Origin of the sequence: Natronomonas marina (assembly GCF_024298905.1) — an archaeon.
Classification (GTDB): domain Archaea; phylum Halobacteriota; class Halobacteria; order Halobacteriales; family Haloarculaceae; genus Natronomonas; species Natronomonas marina.
In genome coordinates this window covers 1,440,713-1,457,502 of record NZ_CP101154.1, presented here as the reverse complement: position 1 = coordinate 1,457,502, position 16,790 = coordinate 1,440,713, and the positions used below count along the sequence as shown (strand labels likewise).

Below are 16,790 nucleotides of genomic sequence, written 5' to 3'. Positions count from 1 at the left end.
GGCAGCGACATCGGAGCGTCTCGCCGCCAGCCCGTCCTGAATCCGGGTTTCGCCGGCGGCGTGTGAGTTGTTCGGTCTCCGGTCGCCCGTCCGGCGCCGGTAGGGTGGCCGCGGGCGGCGCCCGCGACGCCTCGGGTCTCGTACGGTTGCATCGTTCGATACGGTCGGTAGCCTGACGGTGGAGGAATTCGATAGTCGAACGCAAACGTATGACACTGTTCGTCGGGTCGGTCGACGGCGTCTGGCGCATCGACGACGAAGGGAGCGAAGGGGACCGGATGCTCGCGGCCGGGGCCGGGCCGCTGACGGTCTGGCGCGTGAAGCGCGCCGACGGGACCGTCTACGCGGCGTGCGAGGCCGGGCTGTTCCGCTCCGCCGACGGCGGCCACACCTGGGAGGACCTGGACGTGCCCGCGACTCCCGTCTTCTCGGTGGCCGTCTCGCCCGACGGTCGGGTGTACGCCGGCACGCACCCGCCGAGGGTGTACGTCTCCGACGGAAAGGGCTGGACCGAGTGCGAGGCGCTCCAGGACCAGCCCTCGCGGGCCGACTGGGACAGCCCCGTCCACGACGAGGGGCAGGTTCGCCACCTCGACCTCCCGCCGAACGTGCCCGACCGGGTGGTCGCGGGCGTCGAGCGGGGCGGCGTCCACGTCGGCGACGACGGCGGCGAGACCTGGACCGAGCGCCGCGAGGGCGTCTGGGACGACATCCACCACCTCCACCGCGTCGACGCGAGCACCTACTACGCGTCGACGGGAACGGGACTGTACCGGACGGACGACACCGGACGCTCGTGGACGCGACTCGACGACGGCCTCGAACGGTCGTACTTCCGGGAGGCGTTCGTCCACGAGGGAACCCTCTACGCGGGCGCGACGATGGGCCCCTCGACGACGTGGCGTGGCCCGGACGGGGCCGAGGGAGCGCTGTTCGAGTCGGCGGACCGCGGCGAGACGTTCGAGTCGGTCGCCTACCCCGGACAGGGGACCGAGGCCGTCCTCGCGTGGGCGAGCGACGGGACGCGCGTGTACGCGGGCACCGACCGCGGGCGAGTGCTCGTCCGCGACGACGGAGAGTGGCGACGGTGGGCGAGCGTGCCGGCCGGCATCCGCTCGCTCGTCTGGGTCTGAGAGGCGGGCCGCTCAACGCGGCAGGTGTTCGATGGGCGAGACGCGGACGGTTCGCCACCCCGCGACGACGGCCCCGATGACGCCGACGACGAAGGCGAGGCCGACGCCGAGGCCGAACACCCACCGCGGGGCGTCGATGATGTCCTCGAAACCGAGGTAGCCGACCGCGAGGTTGATGCCCTCGATGCTCGGGGCTGCCAGCAACAGTCCGATGCCGGCTCCGATCCCGCCGACGACGAGGCCCTCGACGAGCGTCACGACCAGGAGCGTCGACACGGAGACGCCGCTGGCCTTCAGCGCCGCCAGCTGGCGCCGCTGGTGGTAGACGAGCAGTCCGAAGACGTTCGTCACGATGGCGATACCGCTGGCGACTGCGAGCGCCGCGAGGGTCACGGCGCTTGCGATGATGGCCGACTGGCTGCGCAGGATGGCCTCGAACTGTTCGCTGTTCGTTCGGATGGAGAGGTCCGGGTACGACGCCGCGAGTTCCTCTCTGACTCGCTCGTCGTCGGCGCCGTCCTCGAGTTGGATGATGATCGTCGAGGCGGGATCGACGCCGGTCGACCCCGACACCTCCTGCAGTTCCGAGAGGTGCATCACGACCGTCGGCGCGCCGATGAACCGCGCGACGTCGTTCGTCAGGCCGACGACGGTGAAGCTGTTCTCGTCGGCCGCCACCAGCGTCCCGCCGACGTGTATCTCGTCGCCGACCTCGATGTCCAGTTGCTCGGCCGCCCGCTTGTCGATGAGCACCTCGCCGGACATCGGCCCGTCGTAACTGCCGTTGGCGTAGTGGGCGTCGCCGCCCGAGAACGTCCGGCCCTCCTCGATTTCGAACCGCGAGCCGTTGCCGGTGGTGCCGGCCCCGACGATGGTTTCGTACTCGCCGGACTCCTCGCCGACGTAGACGGTCTGGAAGGCGACGGCTCGCGCCCCGGCGACGTCCTCGTGGTCCTCGATCTCGCGGGTCACCTCGTGGGCGTCGAGCAACTGGTTGTTCACGCTCCCGACGGCGCCGGGCGCGAAACTGGACGGGCCGGCCGTCGCCCACAGGTCGGCGTCGATCCTGGTGACGCCGGCTTCGCCGACCGACAGCGCGCTCACTCCCACGCCCGTCAGAACGACGATGGTCACGACCGCCAGGGCGACGCCGACGACGGCAAGCGCCGTCCGGACCCGGTAGTGCCGCAGTTGTGCGGCCGCGATGCCGAACGCCGCCCGGAGCCGCGAGCCGATCATCCGAAGCTCACCTCGTCGGTCGACCGCCGGCCGATAAAGAGGAGGTACGGTACCGACAGCAGGCCGATGAGGATCGAGACGGTCATTCCGACGGCCAGCAGCCACGGCTCGAAGACGGCCACGGGGGTCCCGAACCGCCGTCGGGCAATCTCGTTGGCCAAAAGCGACCCGCCTGTCCAGACGACCAGGGCGAGATAGCCGCCCACGACGGCCAGGAGCAGCGTCTCGATGCCGACGAGTGCCGCCCGGCTTCGTCCGGAGACGCCGATGGCCGCCATGACGGACCGTTGCTGGCTGCTGGCGGCGATCTCGAACCCGAAGGTCGTCCCGACCAAAAGCGTCCCGGTGATCAGCGCCAGGATGAGCGCCGAGGCCGCCATCGCCAGCGGCAACTGCTGGTCGATGGCTCGCTGGGCCAGGAGTCCGCTCTCGGTCTGCACCTCGGCGTTCGGGTAGGTGGCCGCTATCGCCGCTCTGGTGTCGGCGGTCGCGGTCGGCGCCGAGACGACGATCTGGTCGGCGGCGTCGCTGTCCTCGGCGCCGACGACCGCCTGGAGTTCGCTCAACCGGACGACCGCGATGGGGAACTGGCTGATGCCGGCCTGCTTCGGGGGCGAGATGCCGACGACGCCGAAACTCCGGTTCGTCGTCCGCGGCGAGACGGTGGCGCCGTTGCCGACCCCGAGCGTCTCGGCGGCCGCCTCCGACAGCACCATGCTGCCCGTCCACTCGCCGTCGTAGTCGCCGCCCGCGTAGTAGGGATCGCCCGGCGACAACTGGACGGACGACACCGGCGTCACCGAGCCGTACCCCTCGGCCGGGACGACGCCGACCGCGAGCACGTACTCCGTGGTCCCGCCTTCGGCCTCGACCTCGACGAGTTCCATCAACATCGGCGAGGCGTACGCGACGTCCTCGCGGGACTGGAGTTTCCGGGCGGTGGTGTGGGTGTCGGCGAAGCGGGCGCCGCCGACGTCCGTGACCGCGCTGGAGGCGTTCGACTCGGGAAGTATCCAGTAGTCGACGCCGTCGGCGCTCGTGGCCGGGCCGGTCGCCAGACCGATGCTCACGCTCGTCACCACGAGCAACAGCGCGACCGGAACGGCGATGCCGGCGACACAGAGCCAGGTCCGGTAGCGTTCGCCGGTCGTCAGCCGGCCCCGGAGCCGCGCGACCGCCAGCCCGACCAGTCCCCGCCAGCGGGCCCGTCGCGTTCCCTCACGCATCGACGACCACTCCGTCCCGGAGGCGGACCTGCCGGGAGGCAGACTCGACGACGCGGGGGTCGTGGCTGGCGACGACGACCGCCCGGTCGTCGGCCAGTTCCGAGAGCAACTCGAGGATCGAATCGCCCGTCGCCGTGTCGAGTTCGCCCGTCGGCTCGTCGGCGACCAGAAGCGTCGGTTCGTTGACGAGCCCCCGTGCGATGGCGACGCGCTGTTTCTCGCCGCCGCTCAACTGGTTCGGCCGGTGGGTGAGCCGGTCGCCGAGACCGACCCGCTCGAGCAGTTCCGTCGCCCGCTCGCGTCTGGCCCGCTTGCCGACGCCGCGCTCGACGAGCGGCAGCGCCACGTTCGCCCGCGCCGACAGCGACGGCAGCAGGTGGAACCGCTGGAAGACGATGCCGACGTGCTCGAGGCGGAGCGCGGCGCGGCGCCGCGAGGACATCGCCGACGTGTCCGAGCCCAGTAGCCGGACGGTCCCCGTCGTCGGCGTGTCCAGCGCAGCCAGCAGGTGCAGAAGCGTCGTCTTGCCGCTGCCGCTGGCACCCGTCAGCCCGAGGAACTCGCCGGGGGAGACCGAAAGCGAGACGCCCGACAGCGCCTCGACGCCGTGGGCGTCGTCGGAGCCGAACCAGCCGCCGTTGCCACCGTACACTCGGGTTACGTCGTCGCAGGCGACGACGACCTCCGAGTCGGAACGGTCGCCATCGGACGACGTGACGCGTTCGGACTCGGCGTTGCTCATCTGGAAGTGAGCGAAGCGACGTAAGACTACGACAAAAAGGCTCCCCCTACGGGGTTACTCCTGTTGGTTGAGCGCGTAGTAGGCCACGCCGGCCACCACGGCGATCAGGATCAGCACGACCAGGAGGATGAGGAACGTGCTGACGCCGTCGTCGTCGTCGGGAGTGTCGGTCGGCGTGTCCGGCTCGTCGGTCGGCGTCGCCGTCTCCGGCTCGTCATCGTCCGTCGGCGTCGCCGTCCCTGGCTCGACCTCGTCGGTCGGCGTCGCCGTCTCAGGCTCGTCGGTCGGCGTCGCCGTTCCCGGCTGGTCCGTCGGCGTCGGGGTGTCCGGCTCGTCGTCGTCATCGTCGTCGACGAACGTCGGCGTCGGGGTGTCCGGTCCCGGCGTCGGCGTCGGTGTCGGCGGCTCCGGCGTGGGCGTCGGCGTCGGTGACTCGACGGTGATCGTCGTCGAATCCGAGTCAACCGGGCCGTTCTGGTCCTTGCCGACTCCCTCGACGGTATAATCACCGGTCTGGGCGTCGTTCGGGATCTGGAACGTCACCGACGGTTCTTTCGAGTCGCCAGGCTGTATGGTCTGGAAGACCCACTCGGATTTGCCATCGGAATACGTTCCTCCGGCGTCGCTGGTGCTGACTACTGTCCAGTCGCTCGGAATCGTGTGGTCCAGGGCGTAGGCGCTGTCGTTGTTACCCGTGTTGGTGATGGTGAAGTCGACCGTCACTTGGTCTCCGGGCTCGGCCGTGTTCGGACCGTCCGCAGTGACTGTACCAGGCTCTGCAATGACGGTTGCAGACAGTACTGAACCGACGATGAGCAGTGCAACGATGCCGGCCGCGACCTTGAGCTTCGAATCCATCAGTAAGTCACCTCCGTGCCGGGCCGCCAGAAGTCGTCGATGAGCGTCAGGATACCGGGCTGCCCGTTCTGGTCGAGCGTCGGGATCGTCTTCCCGCAGGTGTCGGGCACCGGTTCGTCGACTCGCCAGTAGGTGTCGATTGCGGTCAAGATCTCGAGTGTGTCGATTTCGCCGTTGTTGTTCGTGTCCACGCCCTGGGGGATGGACTGACAGACCACTTCGATGGTGCCGTCGCTCGTACTGAATCGGCCGTCACTGGCGTTGGCTGCGTGAACGTACCTGTACGTGCCATTCGACTGGAATCCGCTCGTGTCGATGGTAACTGTTTCGCTGCGCTCGGCGCTCGTAATGGCCGCGGCGTCACTATCGATGATCGTGAATCCACCGGCGACGGTGACGTTGTTCAGCAGGCCCTCGAGCGGGCCGTCGACCTCGATGGTGACGTTTTCGGTCGTCCCGTCGGGACCGGTCAGCGTGCCCTTCAGAGTGCCGTTGTCGAGCGTCAGGTCGCCCGAGTCGAAGCTGCCGTTGACGTCGATGACGAGCGTGCTGTCCGTGAAGTTGTCCTCGTTGTAGAGGACCACTGCATGGGTGAAATTGCCATCGTTGAAGCCGGCGTCGACATCGAAGTCGACGCTACTACCCGTGTAGACCTCCGGATCGTTCGGGCTCAACTGCCCGTTTCCGGGATCGGCCGTCGAGGCCGTCTCCCGGACCGCGATGGCCTCGAAGCCGATGGCCGTGATGTCGTTCTTGTGGACGTTGCCGGTGAGGTTGCCGTTTTCGAGCGCGTAGCCCTCGCCGACCTCGTTGGCCGTCAGCACGGCGACGTAGGCACCGCCGTCGGAGGGCGTGAACTGGACGCCGCTCGGCAGGGTTCCGTCCGAATCGAGCGTGACGTTCTCGACGGCGACGAACTCGACGCTGTCGGTGCCGAACGTCCCGGAGCCGCTCAGCGCGTTGAAGTCCGCAGAGAACAGGTCGTCGACGCTCGCGGAGTCGTCGAGGCCCTGGCCGGTCACCCGGGCGACGAGCACCTGACCGTCCTGGTTCGCGTAGCGGGTCGTGTTGGCGCCCGTCGTCTCCTCGTAGGTCACGTTGACCTGCTGGTTCTTCTCGTGGACGTTCAGTTCCTGTCGGTTGATCGGGACCTGGCCGTCCTCGGTGTCGACGAACGTCGGGATGTTGAGGATGCTCTGGGCGGCCGACGCGCTCGTGCTGCGGAGCGGCAGTATCGAGCGGTCCCAGACGCAGACGCCGACGAAGTCCGTCGCCGGACCGCCGAGCGTCTCGCCCTCGAAGTCGGTTTCGACCGTCTCGTCCGGCACGGGGTCGACGTGCTGGCCGTCTTCACAGGACCGCTTGCCGCCGATTGAGGGCGCAAAGCGGACGTTCGAGACGCCGCTTTGCCCCTCGGAGACCGAATCGCCGTTCCCGTTGGCCGCGACGCCCAAGACCGGGTCCTCGAGGTCCGACGAGGTGGCGCTCGAGGGGCCGGAGGAGTCACCCCAGTAGTTCAGCCGCGCGTCGAAGACCGTGTTGGGATTGTCGTTCTGGACGCCGACGCCGTTGTTCCGGATGAGGTTGTAGGAGACGTTGACATCCGACCGTGTGAGGTCGGTGCCAACTGCGCTGTCGACCAACACCCCGTCGCCGTTGTTCCTGACGAGGCTCTTCGTGACGGTCACGTTGTCGTAGTTGCTCGCGCTTCCAGCCGCGATTTCGACCCCGGCGACGGCGTTCCCTTCCGTCGATCCGATGTCGGCCCGCTCGATTCTCGTATCACTCAACGTGCCCGTGCTCCCGTCCAACAGAACGCCGACATCGGACTCGTTGACGAGCGCCTCCGAGACTTCGACGCCGGTCACGGTCCCGGCGTTCTGGGTCGCCAACTCGATGCCCTCCTGGTTCGAAGAGAGCGCGACGGTGTCCACAGTCGCGTCCGAGAGGGTACCGCTGTCGGCCGACAGCGATACACCGGTACCGCTCTCGTTGACGGCCGTCCGGTTGACGTTGAGGCCGGCGATGTCAGTGGATGCTGTCGCCGCCGCTGCCACGCCCGCATCGCTGTAGTTCGTGATGGCGAACCCTTCGATGGAGACGTCGTCGGCCTGGACGTCGAACGCCGTTCCGTTGCCGTCGACGTCCCGCAGCACCGTCAGGTCGGCCGTGGCGGTCGAGTCCGGCTTGTCCGCGACGATACGGACGGACTCATCGACGGTCACCGCCTCGTTGTACGTGCCCGGACAGACGACGATGGTGTCGCCCGCACTCGCGGCGTCGACGGCGTCCTGAATGTCGTCGTGTGTCGCCGCGCCCGCGTCACAGTTCGGGTTCGGCTGTGTGTCGCTGACGATCTGGTCCTGTGCAACCGCCGTCCCGGCTGCACCGGCCGCCAGTAGCGCCGCCGTGGCTACCAGCATCAGTAATATTCTACTACACCTACATACCCCGTTAGTCATAGCCTGAACAGCTATCCGAACCGACTAAAATGTTGTGCACGCGCGGATTAACGAACGCCACGACTTCTGTGATGTTTCCGGCCAACGGGGCGACCGAGCGCCCGACGTTAATCCCCGCCAACTTCTCGGTAAACGTGTACGTAACCAAACGGTTATGCCCACACAGTATCACACGGTTGAAGTATGAGAAAAGCGCTCGTAGTCGTCCTGATTTTCGCCCTGTTCGGCGGCAGTCTGGTCGCCGCCCAGGGTGGATATTCGGTCTCGATAGGCGGCAGCACGACAGACGTTCCGTCGACGACGGTGTCGTTCGGCGGCGGAAGCCACTCGATCAGCGAGGTCGCGGTCCGCGACCCCGGCGGCGACGTCAGCATCGATGCAGAGGGGCCGGCCGACGCGACCTACGACGTGAACCTGTACAATTCCGACGGCGACGTCGTACAGTCCTCCAGGAAGGGCGGCGGCAGTACGACGACCGACTTCGATCTCGACTGCTGTTCGCCGGGCACCTACGGGGTCGCCATCTACGACAGCGAGGTCAAGGACGTCGCAGCCGTCGTGGTCGCGGGCTACGACGTTAGCCTGGAGCTTCCCGACAGCGCCGAGCAGAACTCGACGGTCACCGTAACCGTCGACCTCGACGAGGCGGGCGGCGGTGCCATCGAGGACGTCAAAGTCGTCCTGAGCGGGAACGGCGAGGACCTCCGGACGACCGCCCAGAGTCAGGGCGACTCCACCTACGAGGCGACCGTCTCGCTCGACGACCTCCCGACCGGAGGCTACGACGTCTACGGCGTCGTCCGCAGCCCCAGCGAGTTCGAGAACGACCAAAACGAGATCATCGGGCTCAGCTCGGAGCAGTCCCTCACCGTTACCGAGGAGTCCGACGACCCCGGCGAGCCGACCCCGACACCGACCGACACGCCGACGCCGACCGACCCCGGCGAGCCGACCCCCACCGGTACCGACGACGGGACGACGACCCCGACGGACGATACTGACGACGGAACGTCCGGTGATGACGGGGACGGATCGGACGGTAACGGCGACGGCGACGAGAACGGCGACGGGACGACCGACACCGACGATGAGCCGTCCGACGGTGATGGTGACGGCGAAGATGGCGACGAGAACGGCGACGGCGAAGATGGCGACGAGAACGGCGACGGCGATTCGTCCGACGAGAACGGTGACACGCCGGGCGACGATACGTCGGACGGCGAGACGGCCGGCACCGACACCGGTGGGGCCGACGAGGTCGACGACACGGAGACGGCCTCCGACGGTGCCGGGTTCGGCGTCGCGGTCGCCGTCCTGGCTCTGCTGGCGACGCTCGTCGTGGCTCGCCGGCGGTAGCGCCGTCGGTCACGGGACGACCGCCAGTACCGCAGGACGGTCGGTCGCGTTAACTTTGGCGTGAGTTGTGCCGGACGGCGAGGGCTTGGAGCCATGATTCTGCTGTCGACGGCTCGACATGGGTGAAACTATTTGCAAACGAAGATGTTCGTCGTTCTATTTCCCAAAAGACACGTTCGATGGCATTCCGATTCCCGTGTGACATCATCTGGAATCGGTACCCGTCTTCGTCGAGGACGTTCACTAGATAATCGGCGTCATCGACAAGAAATTCGACGCCATCTAACCGATATTGCCGATGCAGCTCGGCCAGAAACCACCGCGTCGTCTGTTTCGTAGTAGCTGGAAACAGCCTAAACTGCAAGATTTCGTTCGTTTGGGGATCGACGGCCCCGTACAGCCAGTAGTCGTCGCCATTGATGCGGATCACTTTCTCGTCAACCGCAAGTTGATCCGCACTCACCGTTGACATCGGCTGTAGATCGGCCTTGTGCACCCAGTTGTGAATCGCGACGTGACTACGATTGACTCCCAATTTATCGAGAAATTGACTGGCATCTCCCGTTGACATACCGGCGAGATGACACCGGATGCCCACTTGAATCGCCCACTCGGGAGTCCGCCGCCGCTCCACAAACGACAAGTCAATCCACTCGATACATCCGTTGAGGCGGTCGAATTCTGCCATAAGCACTCAGAACTCGTCCGCCTCATCCTCTAACTTAACGCGACCGGACGGTCCGGCTCGGGATTTAAGGGCGGTCCACTCGACCACCTCGCATGGAGTTCGTCGATGCCCTCCAGTCCATCCTCGACGGCTACCGGTCCCGGCCCGCCGAGTTGCTCTCCGTGTACTTCCTGTCGCCGGCAGTCACGCAGGTCACCCGAGTCGTGACGTACGCCGGCCTCGCGGTCGCGTACGCCTATCTCGCGGTGACCGGTCGGCTGTCCCGGTTCCGGTCGGAGTTGCGGACCGCGGGACCCGACCCGCCGGGCCCGAACGCGGACTTCGAGACGATCCAGCGGTGGTTCGAGGCAGTCGGGCCCGCCTTCGAGCGGCTAGTGCCGCCCGAGGTGCTCGGCATCCTCGCGGTGACGGTGGTGCTGACGGTGGCCCTCTTCGCCGTCCTGTACGCCGTCTCGACGGCCGCACAGCTGTCCTGTTGCCGGGCGATCCTCCACGACGAGCGGGGGACGGTGGCCGCGATAGCCGGCGCGAGGCGTCACTGGACGACCCTCCTGGGGCTGTTGGTCACCGAAGTCGTCGTGGTCCTGCTCGTGACGGCCGTCGCGGTGGCGCCTGTCGTCGCCCTCGCCGCGTCGCCGGCCGCCGCACTGCTGGTCGGCCTGCTCGTCGGCCTGGTGTGGCTCCTGGCAGTCGTCGCACTCAGGGTCTTCTTCGCGTTCGCCGCCGTCGCCGTCGTCGTCGACGGGGTCGGCGTCCGCGGCGGGCTCGGGGGGAGCCGCCGGTTCGTCCGGTCGAACCCCCTGTGGGTGCTCGGCTACGTCTTCGCCGTGGTCGGGGTACTGGCGCTCGTCGGATCGGCGGCCGCCACCGGCGGCACGAACAGCGGCGCCGTCAGCGCGCTGCTCGGCTTCGTCGTCGTCTCGCCGCTGCTGGACCTCCTGAAGACCGCACTGTACGGCGACCACGCCGGTGGTATCGCGCCGCCCGAGACCCCCGAAGCCTCGGTGTTCGACCAGCTCCGGGGCGGCGTTCGACGGGGCGTCGACGCGATGACGTCGTTCGTCCGGTCCCGACCAGGGCTGCACGCCGTCGCCGCGCTTCTCCTCGTCGGCGGGGGCCTGGGCGGCTGGGCGCTGGCCGGCCCCTACGAGGGGTTGGTGAACGCCTCCATCGAGGCCCGTCTCGAGAACTACTCCCCGGCGACCGCCACGGTGGCATTTGCGGCGAACAACACGGCCGTCGCCGTCAGCAGTGCGATGTCGGGGCTGGCCCTCGGGGTGCCCTCGGCGGTCGCGCTGCTCTTCAACGGCGCGGTGATCGGCGGGCTGGCCCGACTGGAGGTCGCGCCGCTCGCCTTGCTCGCCTTCGTCGTCCCGCACGGCGTCGTCGAGATTCCGGCACTCGTCGTCGCCGGCGCCCTCGGACTCTCGCTCGGCGGCACCGGCTGGCGTGCGCTCGGCGGACGCACGACCCGCGAACGCCTCGCCGAACGGCTCGAAGAGGCCTTCTGGATACTGGTCGGTGTCGCCGTCCTGCTGGCGGTCGCCGGGATCATCGAGGGCGTGTTCAGTCCCTACTACTTCCGGCCGTTCGTCGGGTAGGAAGTGATTACGTATGGCGAATCGAGGAGAAAGCCTCGCCCTTTAGGGCGGGGATGAATCCGACAACCCCTGAACAATCCACCACTCGATTGCACGGCAGGATATTCCACGCTCGAACACATACCTTCAAGTAAGTTTGACTACATAGGTTACGTATGGCGAATCGAGTCGTCACCCGCACCTACACTGCTTCCATACGGAACCAGCAACAGGTGTCCGACGACCTCGATTCGCTCGGGTTTGCCGCTTCAAAACTCTGGAACGTCGGACGGTGGGTCTGTGACCGCGTGTGGTCAGAGATAGGCCACATCCCCGGTCACAACGAACTCACCTCGTACCTCAAGTCGCACGAACGCTATGATGACCTGCACTCGCAGTCAAGTCAGCGAGTCCTTCAAGAACTCGCTGAGGCGTTCAACGGCTGGTACAGCAAACGACGCAACGGAGACACGAAAGCAAACCCGCCGAAGTACCGAAAACACGGCGACGAACACGCGCGTTCAACTGTCACGTTCAAAGCCGCTGGCTTCAAACTCGACACCAAGTATAACCGCGTCCGACTCTCGAAAGGCTCCAACCTCAAGGAGTATTGGTCGGACTTCATCCTCTGCGAGTACCAGACCTGGCCCGACGTAGACCTCTCCACCGTTGAGAACGTCCAACAGGTCAGAGCCGTCTGGACGGGTGACGAGTGGGAACTACACTTCGTGTGCAAAGTCGAAATCGAGGTTGCGGAATCACCCGGTGAGAAGACCGTGGGAGTTGACCTCGGTATCAACAACTTCGCCGCGCTCGCCTACGAAAACGGCCACAGCGAACTGTACCCACTCAACTGTCTGAAGCAGGACGACTACTACTTCAGCAAGCGCATCGCTCGCTGTGACGACTCCGACTCCGAGCAAGCCACGCGGCTGAACCAGAAGAAATCCGGTCGCCGCACCCACTACTTCCACACCCTCTCCAAGCACATCGTTCAACGGTGTGTTGACGAAAAAGTAGGAACGATTGTGGTTGGCGACCTCTCTGGCATCCGTGAGGACGAGGCGAACGGCGGGTCGAAGAACTGGGGCACGCACGGGAACTTGGACTTGCACTTGTGGGCGTTCGACCGGTTCACCGACCTGCTCGACTACAAAGCCGAGATGGAGGGCATCACGGTGGAACAGGTGTCCGAGCGTGACACCTCGAAAACGTGTTCGTGTTGTGGTCGCAAACGTGACGCGAACCGTGTTGAACGCGGGTTGTACGTGTGTGATGAGTGTGATACGGTGGCCAACGCGGATGTGAACGGTGCTGAAAACATTCGGCAGAAAGTATCTCCGAATCCCGCTACGGATGGCGGTGATAGGAGTAACGGCTGGTTGGCACAGCCATCGACGTTCTTGTTTGACAAGGAAACTGGTGCGTTCGCACCTCAAGAACAGGTCACGTCGTAAACCACAATATCCCAACGCGGGAATCCTCGCCCTTCAGGGCGGGGAGGATGTCAAGTACCACTCGGCTCGGCCGAATCACCCAGTCCGACCGTACCATTCGGTACGACCGTATCACCTAGCCCGACCGTATCACCTAGCCCGACCGTACCATTCGGTCCGGCGGAGCGACCGGCTTTTTCAGCCGGCGATAACACTGTCGCCCATTGATGGGGGCGGGGACCGTCAGTCGAGCTATCCGGTGGGCACCCAATGAGTATGGATAGTCAAGACGGCGTCTCGGCGAAGCAACTGTATCAGGAACTGGGATCGGACGACACCGCGACCGAGGCCCCGGAGGGGGAGAGTTCCTCGGAGCGAATCGTCGCGGAGGTCCGGGCGGAACTCCCGGTCGACCGGGAGTTCCGGTTCGACGAGGACCTCCTCAAGAAGTCGCTCGACGACCTTCTGTTGGTCCTGATCGCCCTCCAGGACGGCGGTGCCCACGGGAAGGGTCTGATGGGCGAACTCGCCAGCAGCTTCGACGTCCACCTGAGCCCCGGAACGGTCTATCCGAGACTGCACAGCCTCGAGGAGGAGGGGCTTCTCGAGGTGCACGAACTGGTCCAGACGAAGAAGTACTCCATCGCCGACGAGGAACGGGTCCGACGGCGTGTCGAACGGACGCTCCAGCACCACCTTGCTATCGGGAGCGTCTTCCACGCCGCCCTCGCGGAGATCTGAGTCCTGCCGCCGCCTCAGAAGTACCGATCCGCGATGCGCTCGGCGGTCCGCAGCGCCAGCGCCTGACCGGTGTTCGTGGGGTTGGGGCCGCCGACGCCGTTGGCCAAAGCCGAGTGGTCGGCGACGAACAGCCGGTCGACGTCGTAGGCCTCACACGCCGTGTCGACGACCTTGCCCATCGCCATCGTCGAGTGGAGGTGGATCGCCGTCGGCGGCGAGTCCGACCGGTGGACGTGGTCGGCGCCCGCTTCTCTGAGGATCTCCGTGGCGATCTCGGCCAGCCGGTCCCGTCGGCGCACGTCGCCCTCGCTTGGGACGTAGTTGACCAGCGGGACCGGACCGTGTTCGTCGGTGACGCCGGGCGCGACGCTGACGCCGTTGCGCTTGTGCGGCCGGTCGTCGGTGACCACGAGGAGGGGCAGCGCCTGCCGGTACCGCGAGAGGAACCGTTTGAGTCCGGTCCCGGCCAGCCGGCCCTGCGAATCCCAGGGCGCTTCCGAGAGGTCGTTGCTGAACGTAAAGCCCGACGCGGAGGCGCCGAACCCGAGGATCGACGCGATGCCGGGGCTGGAACCCGTCGTCTGGAGCATCCCCACGCCGGGGTAGTCGAAGCGGGCGGCGATGGTCTGGCCCTCGTGCGGATCGACGGTGGACCGTCCGAGCTTCTCGTCGACGAGTTCCTCCTCGAAGAAGCCCATGACGTTGTCGCCGAAGTGGATGGTCATGCCCTTGCCGACCCACTCGTTTGGAGGGAGCCCGGAGTTGAGCCACAGCCGCGGCGTCTCGACGGCGCCGGCCGCCAGCACCACGGCGTCGGCCGACACCGTCTGTACCTCGTTCGACCAGGTGTCCTTGAATTTCACGCCCGTGGCCTCGGGGTCGCCACCCAGCGAGCGGTCGACCAGCACGTCCGTCACGAAGGCGTTCGGCCGGACGGTGACGTTGCCCGTCTTCAGCGCCTCGGGGACGATTCCGATGGCCGACGTCTTCTTGGCCTTCTCCTCGTACGGTGCGCCACGGGGCGCGGGATTGCCGAGGAGTTCGTGGGCGGCCAGCGTGTGGCCCTCGACGGGCTCGACCGCCTCGGGGTCGGACGGGTGCCGGAAGTTCCCGTCGTAGCCGCTGTCCGCCCGTAGCTTCCGATCCGGCCCGGCGATGGCGTTGGGCTGTGGCCGGTAGCCGACCTCCGTGACGTTCCTGTCGGTGACGAGGTCGTAGCCGGCCGACTCGGCGCCCCGGAAGAACAGTTCCTCCTTGGCGGTGACGGGCGCCGGCTGGACGTCCAGTAGCTCCTCCATCCGCCGGTAGTACGGCAGCAGGTCCTCGTAACTGATCGCGTCCGGCCAGTGGGGCTGTTCGTCGATGGCGGCTGGGTAGGCTCGCGGGTGGTTGCCCGTGTAGATGAGCGTCGTCCCGCCGACGCCGGCCGCCTGGATCGTCACGCCGGATCCGGGGAACTTGCGGAACCAGAACCCGCGCTCGTGGTCGGCCGGCCCGAACAGCAGCTTCTGGACCATCTCCAGTTCGCGGGTGGTGAACTGCTCGTCGAGCAACTCCCCCGAGAGGTCCTCGGGGCTGCTGGAGGTTTCGCCGCCGGGCTCCTCGGTGGGCTTCTCCCACTGCTTGTTCCCGTAGAATGGACCGGCCTCCAGGACGAGGACGTCCAGGCCGAGTTCGCCCAGCCGCCAGGCCGCGACCGGTCCGTCCCCGCCCGCGCCCACGATGACCACGTCGTAGTCGTCGGTCACGGCGGGTCACCTCCGAGGATGCGGGCGACGACGTCCCGCAGGAGGCTCTCGGCCGGCCTCTCTTCGTCGAGTCCGACCAGCCCCTCCGTGAGACTCGCGGGTAGTTCCTCCTCCTCGGGGTCGACGCCGACGTCGCCGGTGACGGCGGAGACGGCGTCCCCGACCGGCCCCTCGGTCGCCGGCGTGCCGTCCGTCGAGAACACCTCCTCGTAGTCGCTCGTGTCGTAGTCGTTCTCCCGGAACTCGCCAGGGCGGGCGCGAAGTCGTCGCGGCTCCTCGCCCGGGGTCGCCGTTCCCCAGACCGACCCCTCTCCAAGCGGCTCGCCGGGCGCCGACCAGAAGCCGCGCAACGCGGCCGCGCCGTCGATGATGCCCGGGAAGTCCGTCTGCTGCCAGCTCTGGATGTCTTCGCCGGAGAACTCCCGCTCGCTTGGCGGCCGGGTGATGTCCTCGTAACCCTGCCACTCGCTGTAGTAGATGACCTCGACGAAGGCGACGACGAGCTGGCCGACCAACGCGAGGTCGATCTCCGCGACCGGACCTGGGAGAAACGCGGTGTCGAAGTCGATAGCGTCAAGCAGTTCGACGGCCTCCAGCCGGTCCCTGCGGGACAGCCCGGCGAAAAGGGACTGCTGGAGCGCCCGCTCGGGGTCGTCGGACAGCTCATCGACCGCGAGCAGGTCGTCGACGTCGAGCAGCCCGAGGACCCGTTCGAGGCTCGGCGGTTCGCTGTTCCGGCCGGTCGCCACCAGCTTCAGCGCCGCGACGTCCAGCACGACCGCCAGCGGCTCCGACAGCGGGAGGTTCACGTCGCCGTCGCCCAGCGTCCCGAACGTGAAGATGGAGTCGACGAACTCGATGAGGTACTCGTCGAGCCCGACGTCGATACCGCCGGGGACGTGTTCGGGACCGAGTTCGCTCGCCAGCTGTGGCGTCCGTGGGACGATAGCATCGACCACCGCCCGGTAGGTTGCCTTCGCGTACGGCGTCGACGGGAGGTCGGGGGTCGCCGTCGCCGGCCGTGCGAGCAGGCCCGCCGCCCCGGCCGCGCCCGCTCCGCGGATGACGTCGCGGCGCGACAACGAGTACTCGGTCATCGGTTCGCCCCGGAATCGGTCGCGTTCCCGATCGACTCGACATCGACGTGGCTCGGACAGCCGACGCCGTCCAGCATCGAATCCCACTCCCCGAGTACCACCCCGTCGCCGCTCGCCGCTGCAGCGCCGGCGAGGAAGCCGCTTGCGAGGACCACGCTCACGAACGGGACGAACGCGCGCCGCCAGTAGCGCCTCATGGACGGTGAGTTCCCACGGCTGTATAAGATTCAGCTTTTACCCGTCACTATCCGGCTATTCAAGTAAAACTTCGAACTGGTTGTGTATTTTCCCGGCGCTTGCGGACCGCCGGGGCGCCCGCCCACGTCGCTACACCCCTCGCCCGCAAACCGTGCCGATTCACCGGGGAGCCGACGGTGTCGGGTCGTGAGACCCGAGTATCCCCACAAGCACCGTCGTCGTCGGGGCGATCCGGTCCCCCGAAAACGGAGTGACTGCCCCGGATTCTGGACCCTCAAAGAGCCGT

The 16,790-nt window shown here is 66.9% G+C and carries 14 protein-coding genes; 5 read left to right on the top strand and 9 right to left on the bottom strand.

The features are described from left to right. The first annotated feature begins 209 nt into the window (after positions 1-209). On the top strand, positions 210-1,133 hold the full coding sequence (locus NLF94_RS07850; RefSeq protein ID WP_254840912.1) for a WD40/YVTN/BNR-like repeat-containing protein: 924 nt from the start codon (positions 210-212) through the stop codon (positions 1,131-1,133). Positions 1,134-1,145: 12 nt separating this feature from the next. Here NLF94_RS07850 and NLF94_RS07845 read toward each other — a convergent pair whose 3' ends face one another. From NLF94_RS07845 to NLF94_RS07825, 5 genes are read right to left on the bottom strand one after another with little or no spacing between them, the layout of a single operon-like run. Beyond that, positions 1,146-2,372 carry an ABC transporter permease gene (locus tag NLF94_RS07845; protein ID WP_254840911.1) on the bottom strand — a complete coding sequence of 409 codons (1,227 nt, stop codon included), beginning with the start codon at positions 2,370-2,372 and terminating at the stop codon, positions 1,146-1,148. Continuing rightward, positions 2,369-3,598: an ABC transporter permease gene (locus NLF94_RS07840; protein WP_254840910.1), complete on the bottom strand. Its 1,230-nt coding sequence runs from the start codon at positions 3,596-3,598 to the stop codon at positions 2,369-2,371. The genes NLF94_RS07845 and NLF94_RS07840 overlap by 4 nt, the downstream gene beginning before the upstream one ends. Further along, on the bottom strand, positions 3,591-4,340 hold the full coding sequence (locus NLF94_RS07835) for an ABC transporter ATP-binding protein (protein WP_254840909.1): 750 nt from the start codon (positions 4,338-4,340) through the stop codon (positions 3,591-3,593). Before NLF94_RS07835 ends, NLF94_RS07840 begins: the two co-directional genes overlap by 8 nt. 54 nt (positions 4,341-4,394) lie before the next feature. Beyond that, positions 4,395-5,198, bottom strand: coding sequence for an NEW3 domain-containing protein (locus NLF94_RS07830; RefSeq protein ID WP_254840908.1), 804 nt, complete (start codon positions 5,196-5,198; stop codon positions 4,395-4,397). Continuing rightward, on the bottom strand, positions 5,198-7,621 hold the full coding sequence (locus tag NLF94_RS07825) for a hypothetical protein (protein ID WP_254840907.1): 2,424 nt from the start codon (positions 7,619-7,621) through the stop codon (positions 5,198-5,200). The genes NLF94_RS07830 and NLF94_RS07825 overlap by 1 nt, the downstream gene beginning before the upstream one ends. 222 nt (positions 7,622-7,843) lie before the next feature. Between NLF94_RS07825 and NLF94_RS07820 the strand changes: the two genes are divergently transcribed. Then, positions 7,844-9,016, top strand: coding sequence for a PGF-CTERM sorting domain-containing protein (locus NLF94_RS07820; RefSeq protein WP_254840906.1), 1,173 nt, complete (start codon positions 7,844-7,846; stop codon positions 9,014-9,016). A gap of 49 nt (positions 9,017-9,065) precedes the next feature. Here NLF94_RS07820 and NLF94_RS07815 read toward each other — a convergent pair whose 3' ends face one another. Next, the gene (locus tag NLF94_RS07815; protein ID WP_254840905.1) at positions 9,066-9,704 is read right to left on the bottom strand and encodes an IS6 family transposase; all 639 of its coding nucleotides are present in this window, start codon (positions 9,702-9,704) and stop codon (positions 9,066-9,068) included. 92 nt (positions 9,705-9,796) lie between these two features. On the opposite strand from NLF94_RS07815, the gene NLF94_RS07810 reads away from it, so the two are divergent. From NLF94_RS07810 to NLF94_RS07800, 3 genes are all read left to right on the top strand, one after another. Then, the gene (locus NLF94_RS07810) at positions 9,797-11,305 is read left to right on the top strand and encodes a stage II sporulation protein M (protein WP_254840904.1); all 1,509 of its coding nucleotides are present in this window, start codon (positions 9,797-9,799) and stop codon (positions 11,303-11,305) included. Between the two features lie 155 nt (positions 11,306-11,460). Beyond that, positions 11,461-12,741 carry an RNA-guided endonuclease InsQ/TnpB family protein gene (locus tag NLF94_RS07805; protein WP_254840903.1) on the top strand — a complete coding sequence of 427 codons (1,281 nt, stop codon included), beginning with the start codon at positions 11,461-11,463 and terminating at the stop codon, positions 12,739-12,741. Positions 12,742-12,990: 249 nt separating this feature from the next. After that, positions 12,991-13,461, top strand: a complete 471-nt coding sequence (locus tag NLF94_RS07800) for a PadR family transcriptional regulator (protein WP_254840902.1) — start codon at positions 12,991-12,993, stop codon at positions 13,459-13,461. Positions 13,462-13,475: 14 nt separating this feature from the next. Here NLF94_RS07800 and NLF94_RS07795 read toward each other — a convergent pair whose 3' ends face one another. From NLF94_RS07795 to NLF94_RS07785, 3 genes are read right to left on the bottom strand one after another with little or no spacing between them, the layout of a single operon-like run. After that, on the bottom strand, positions 13,476-15,209 hold the full coding sequence (locus NLF94_RS07795; protein WP_254840901.1) for a GMC family oxidoreductase N-terminal domain-containing protein: 1,734 nt from the start codon (positions 15,207-15,209) through the stop codon (positions 13,476-13,478). Further along, positions 15,206-16,306: a hypothetical protein gene (locus NLF94_RS07790; protein ID WP_254840900.1), complete on the bottom strand. Its 1,101-nt coding sequence runs from the start codon at positions 16,304-16,306 to the stop codon at positions 15,206-15,208. Before NLF94_RS07790 ends, NLF94_RS07795 begins: the two co-directional genes overlap by 4 nt. Then, positions 16,303-16,503, bottom strand: a complete 201-nt coding sequence (locus tag NLF94_RS07785) for a hypothetical protein (protein WP_254840899.1) — start codon at positions 16,501-16,503, stop codon at positions 16,303-16,305. The genes NLF94_RS07790 and NLF94_RS07785 overlap by 4 nt, the downstream gene beginning before the upstream one ends. Positions 16,504-16,790: the final 287 nt, after the last annotated feature.

Coding starts and splice junctions, on each gene's coding strand:
- NLF94_RS07850 (WP_254840912.1), top strand. CDS start 210: ATGACACTGTTCGTCGGGTCGGTCGACGGCGTCTGGCGCATCGACGAC.
- NLF94_RS07845 (WP_254840911.1), bottom strand. CDS start 2,372: ATGATCGGCTCGCGGCTCCGGGCGGCGTTCGGCATCGCGGCCGCACAA.
- NLF94_RS07840 (WP_254840910.1), bottom strand. CDS start 3,598: ATGCGTGAGGGAACGCGACGGGCCCGCTGGCGGGGACTGGTCGGGCTG.
- NLF94_RS07835 (WP_254840909.1), bottom strand. CDS start 4,340: ATGAGCAACGCCGAGTCCGAACGCGTCACGTCGTCCGATGGCGACCGT.
- NLF94_RS07830 (WP_254840908.1), bottom strand. CDS start 5,198: ATGGATTCGAAGCTCAAGGTCGCGGCCGGCATCGTTGCACTGCTCATC.
- NLF94_RS07825 (WP_254840907.1), bottom strand. CDS start 7,621: ATGCTGGTAGCCACGGCGGCGCTACTGGCGGCCGGTGCAGCCGGGACG.
- NLF94_RS07820 (WP_254840906.1), top strand. CDS start 7,844: ATGAGAAAAGCGCTCGTAGTCGTCCTGATTTTCGCCCTGTTCGGCGGC.
- NLF94_RS07815 (WP_254840905.1), bottom strand. CDS start 9,704: ATGGCAGAATTCGACCGCCTCAACGGATGTATCGAGTGGATTGACTTG.
- NLF94_RS07810 (WP_254840904.1), top strand. CDS start 9,797: ATGGAGTTCGTCGATGCCCTCCAGTCCATCCTCGACGGCTACCGGTCC.
- NLF94_RS07805 (WP_254840903.1), top strand. CDS start 11,461: ATGGCGAATCGAGTCGTCACCCGCACCTACACTGCTTCCATACGGAAC.
- NLF94_RS07800 (WP_254840902.1), top strand. CDS start 12,991: ATGAGTATGGATAGTCAAGACGGCGTCTCGGCGAAGCAACTGTATCAG.
- NLF94_RS07790 (WP_254840900.1), bottom strand. CDS start 16,306: ATGACCGAGTACTCGTTGTCGCGCCGCGACGTCATCCGCGGAGCGGGC.
- NLF94_RS07785 (WP_254840899.1), bottom strand. CDS start 16,503: ATGAGGCGCTACTGGCGGCGCGCGTTCGTCCCGTTCGTGAGCGTGGTC.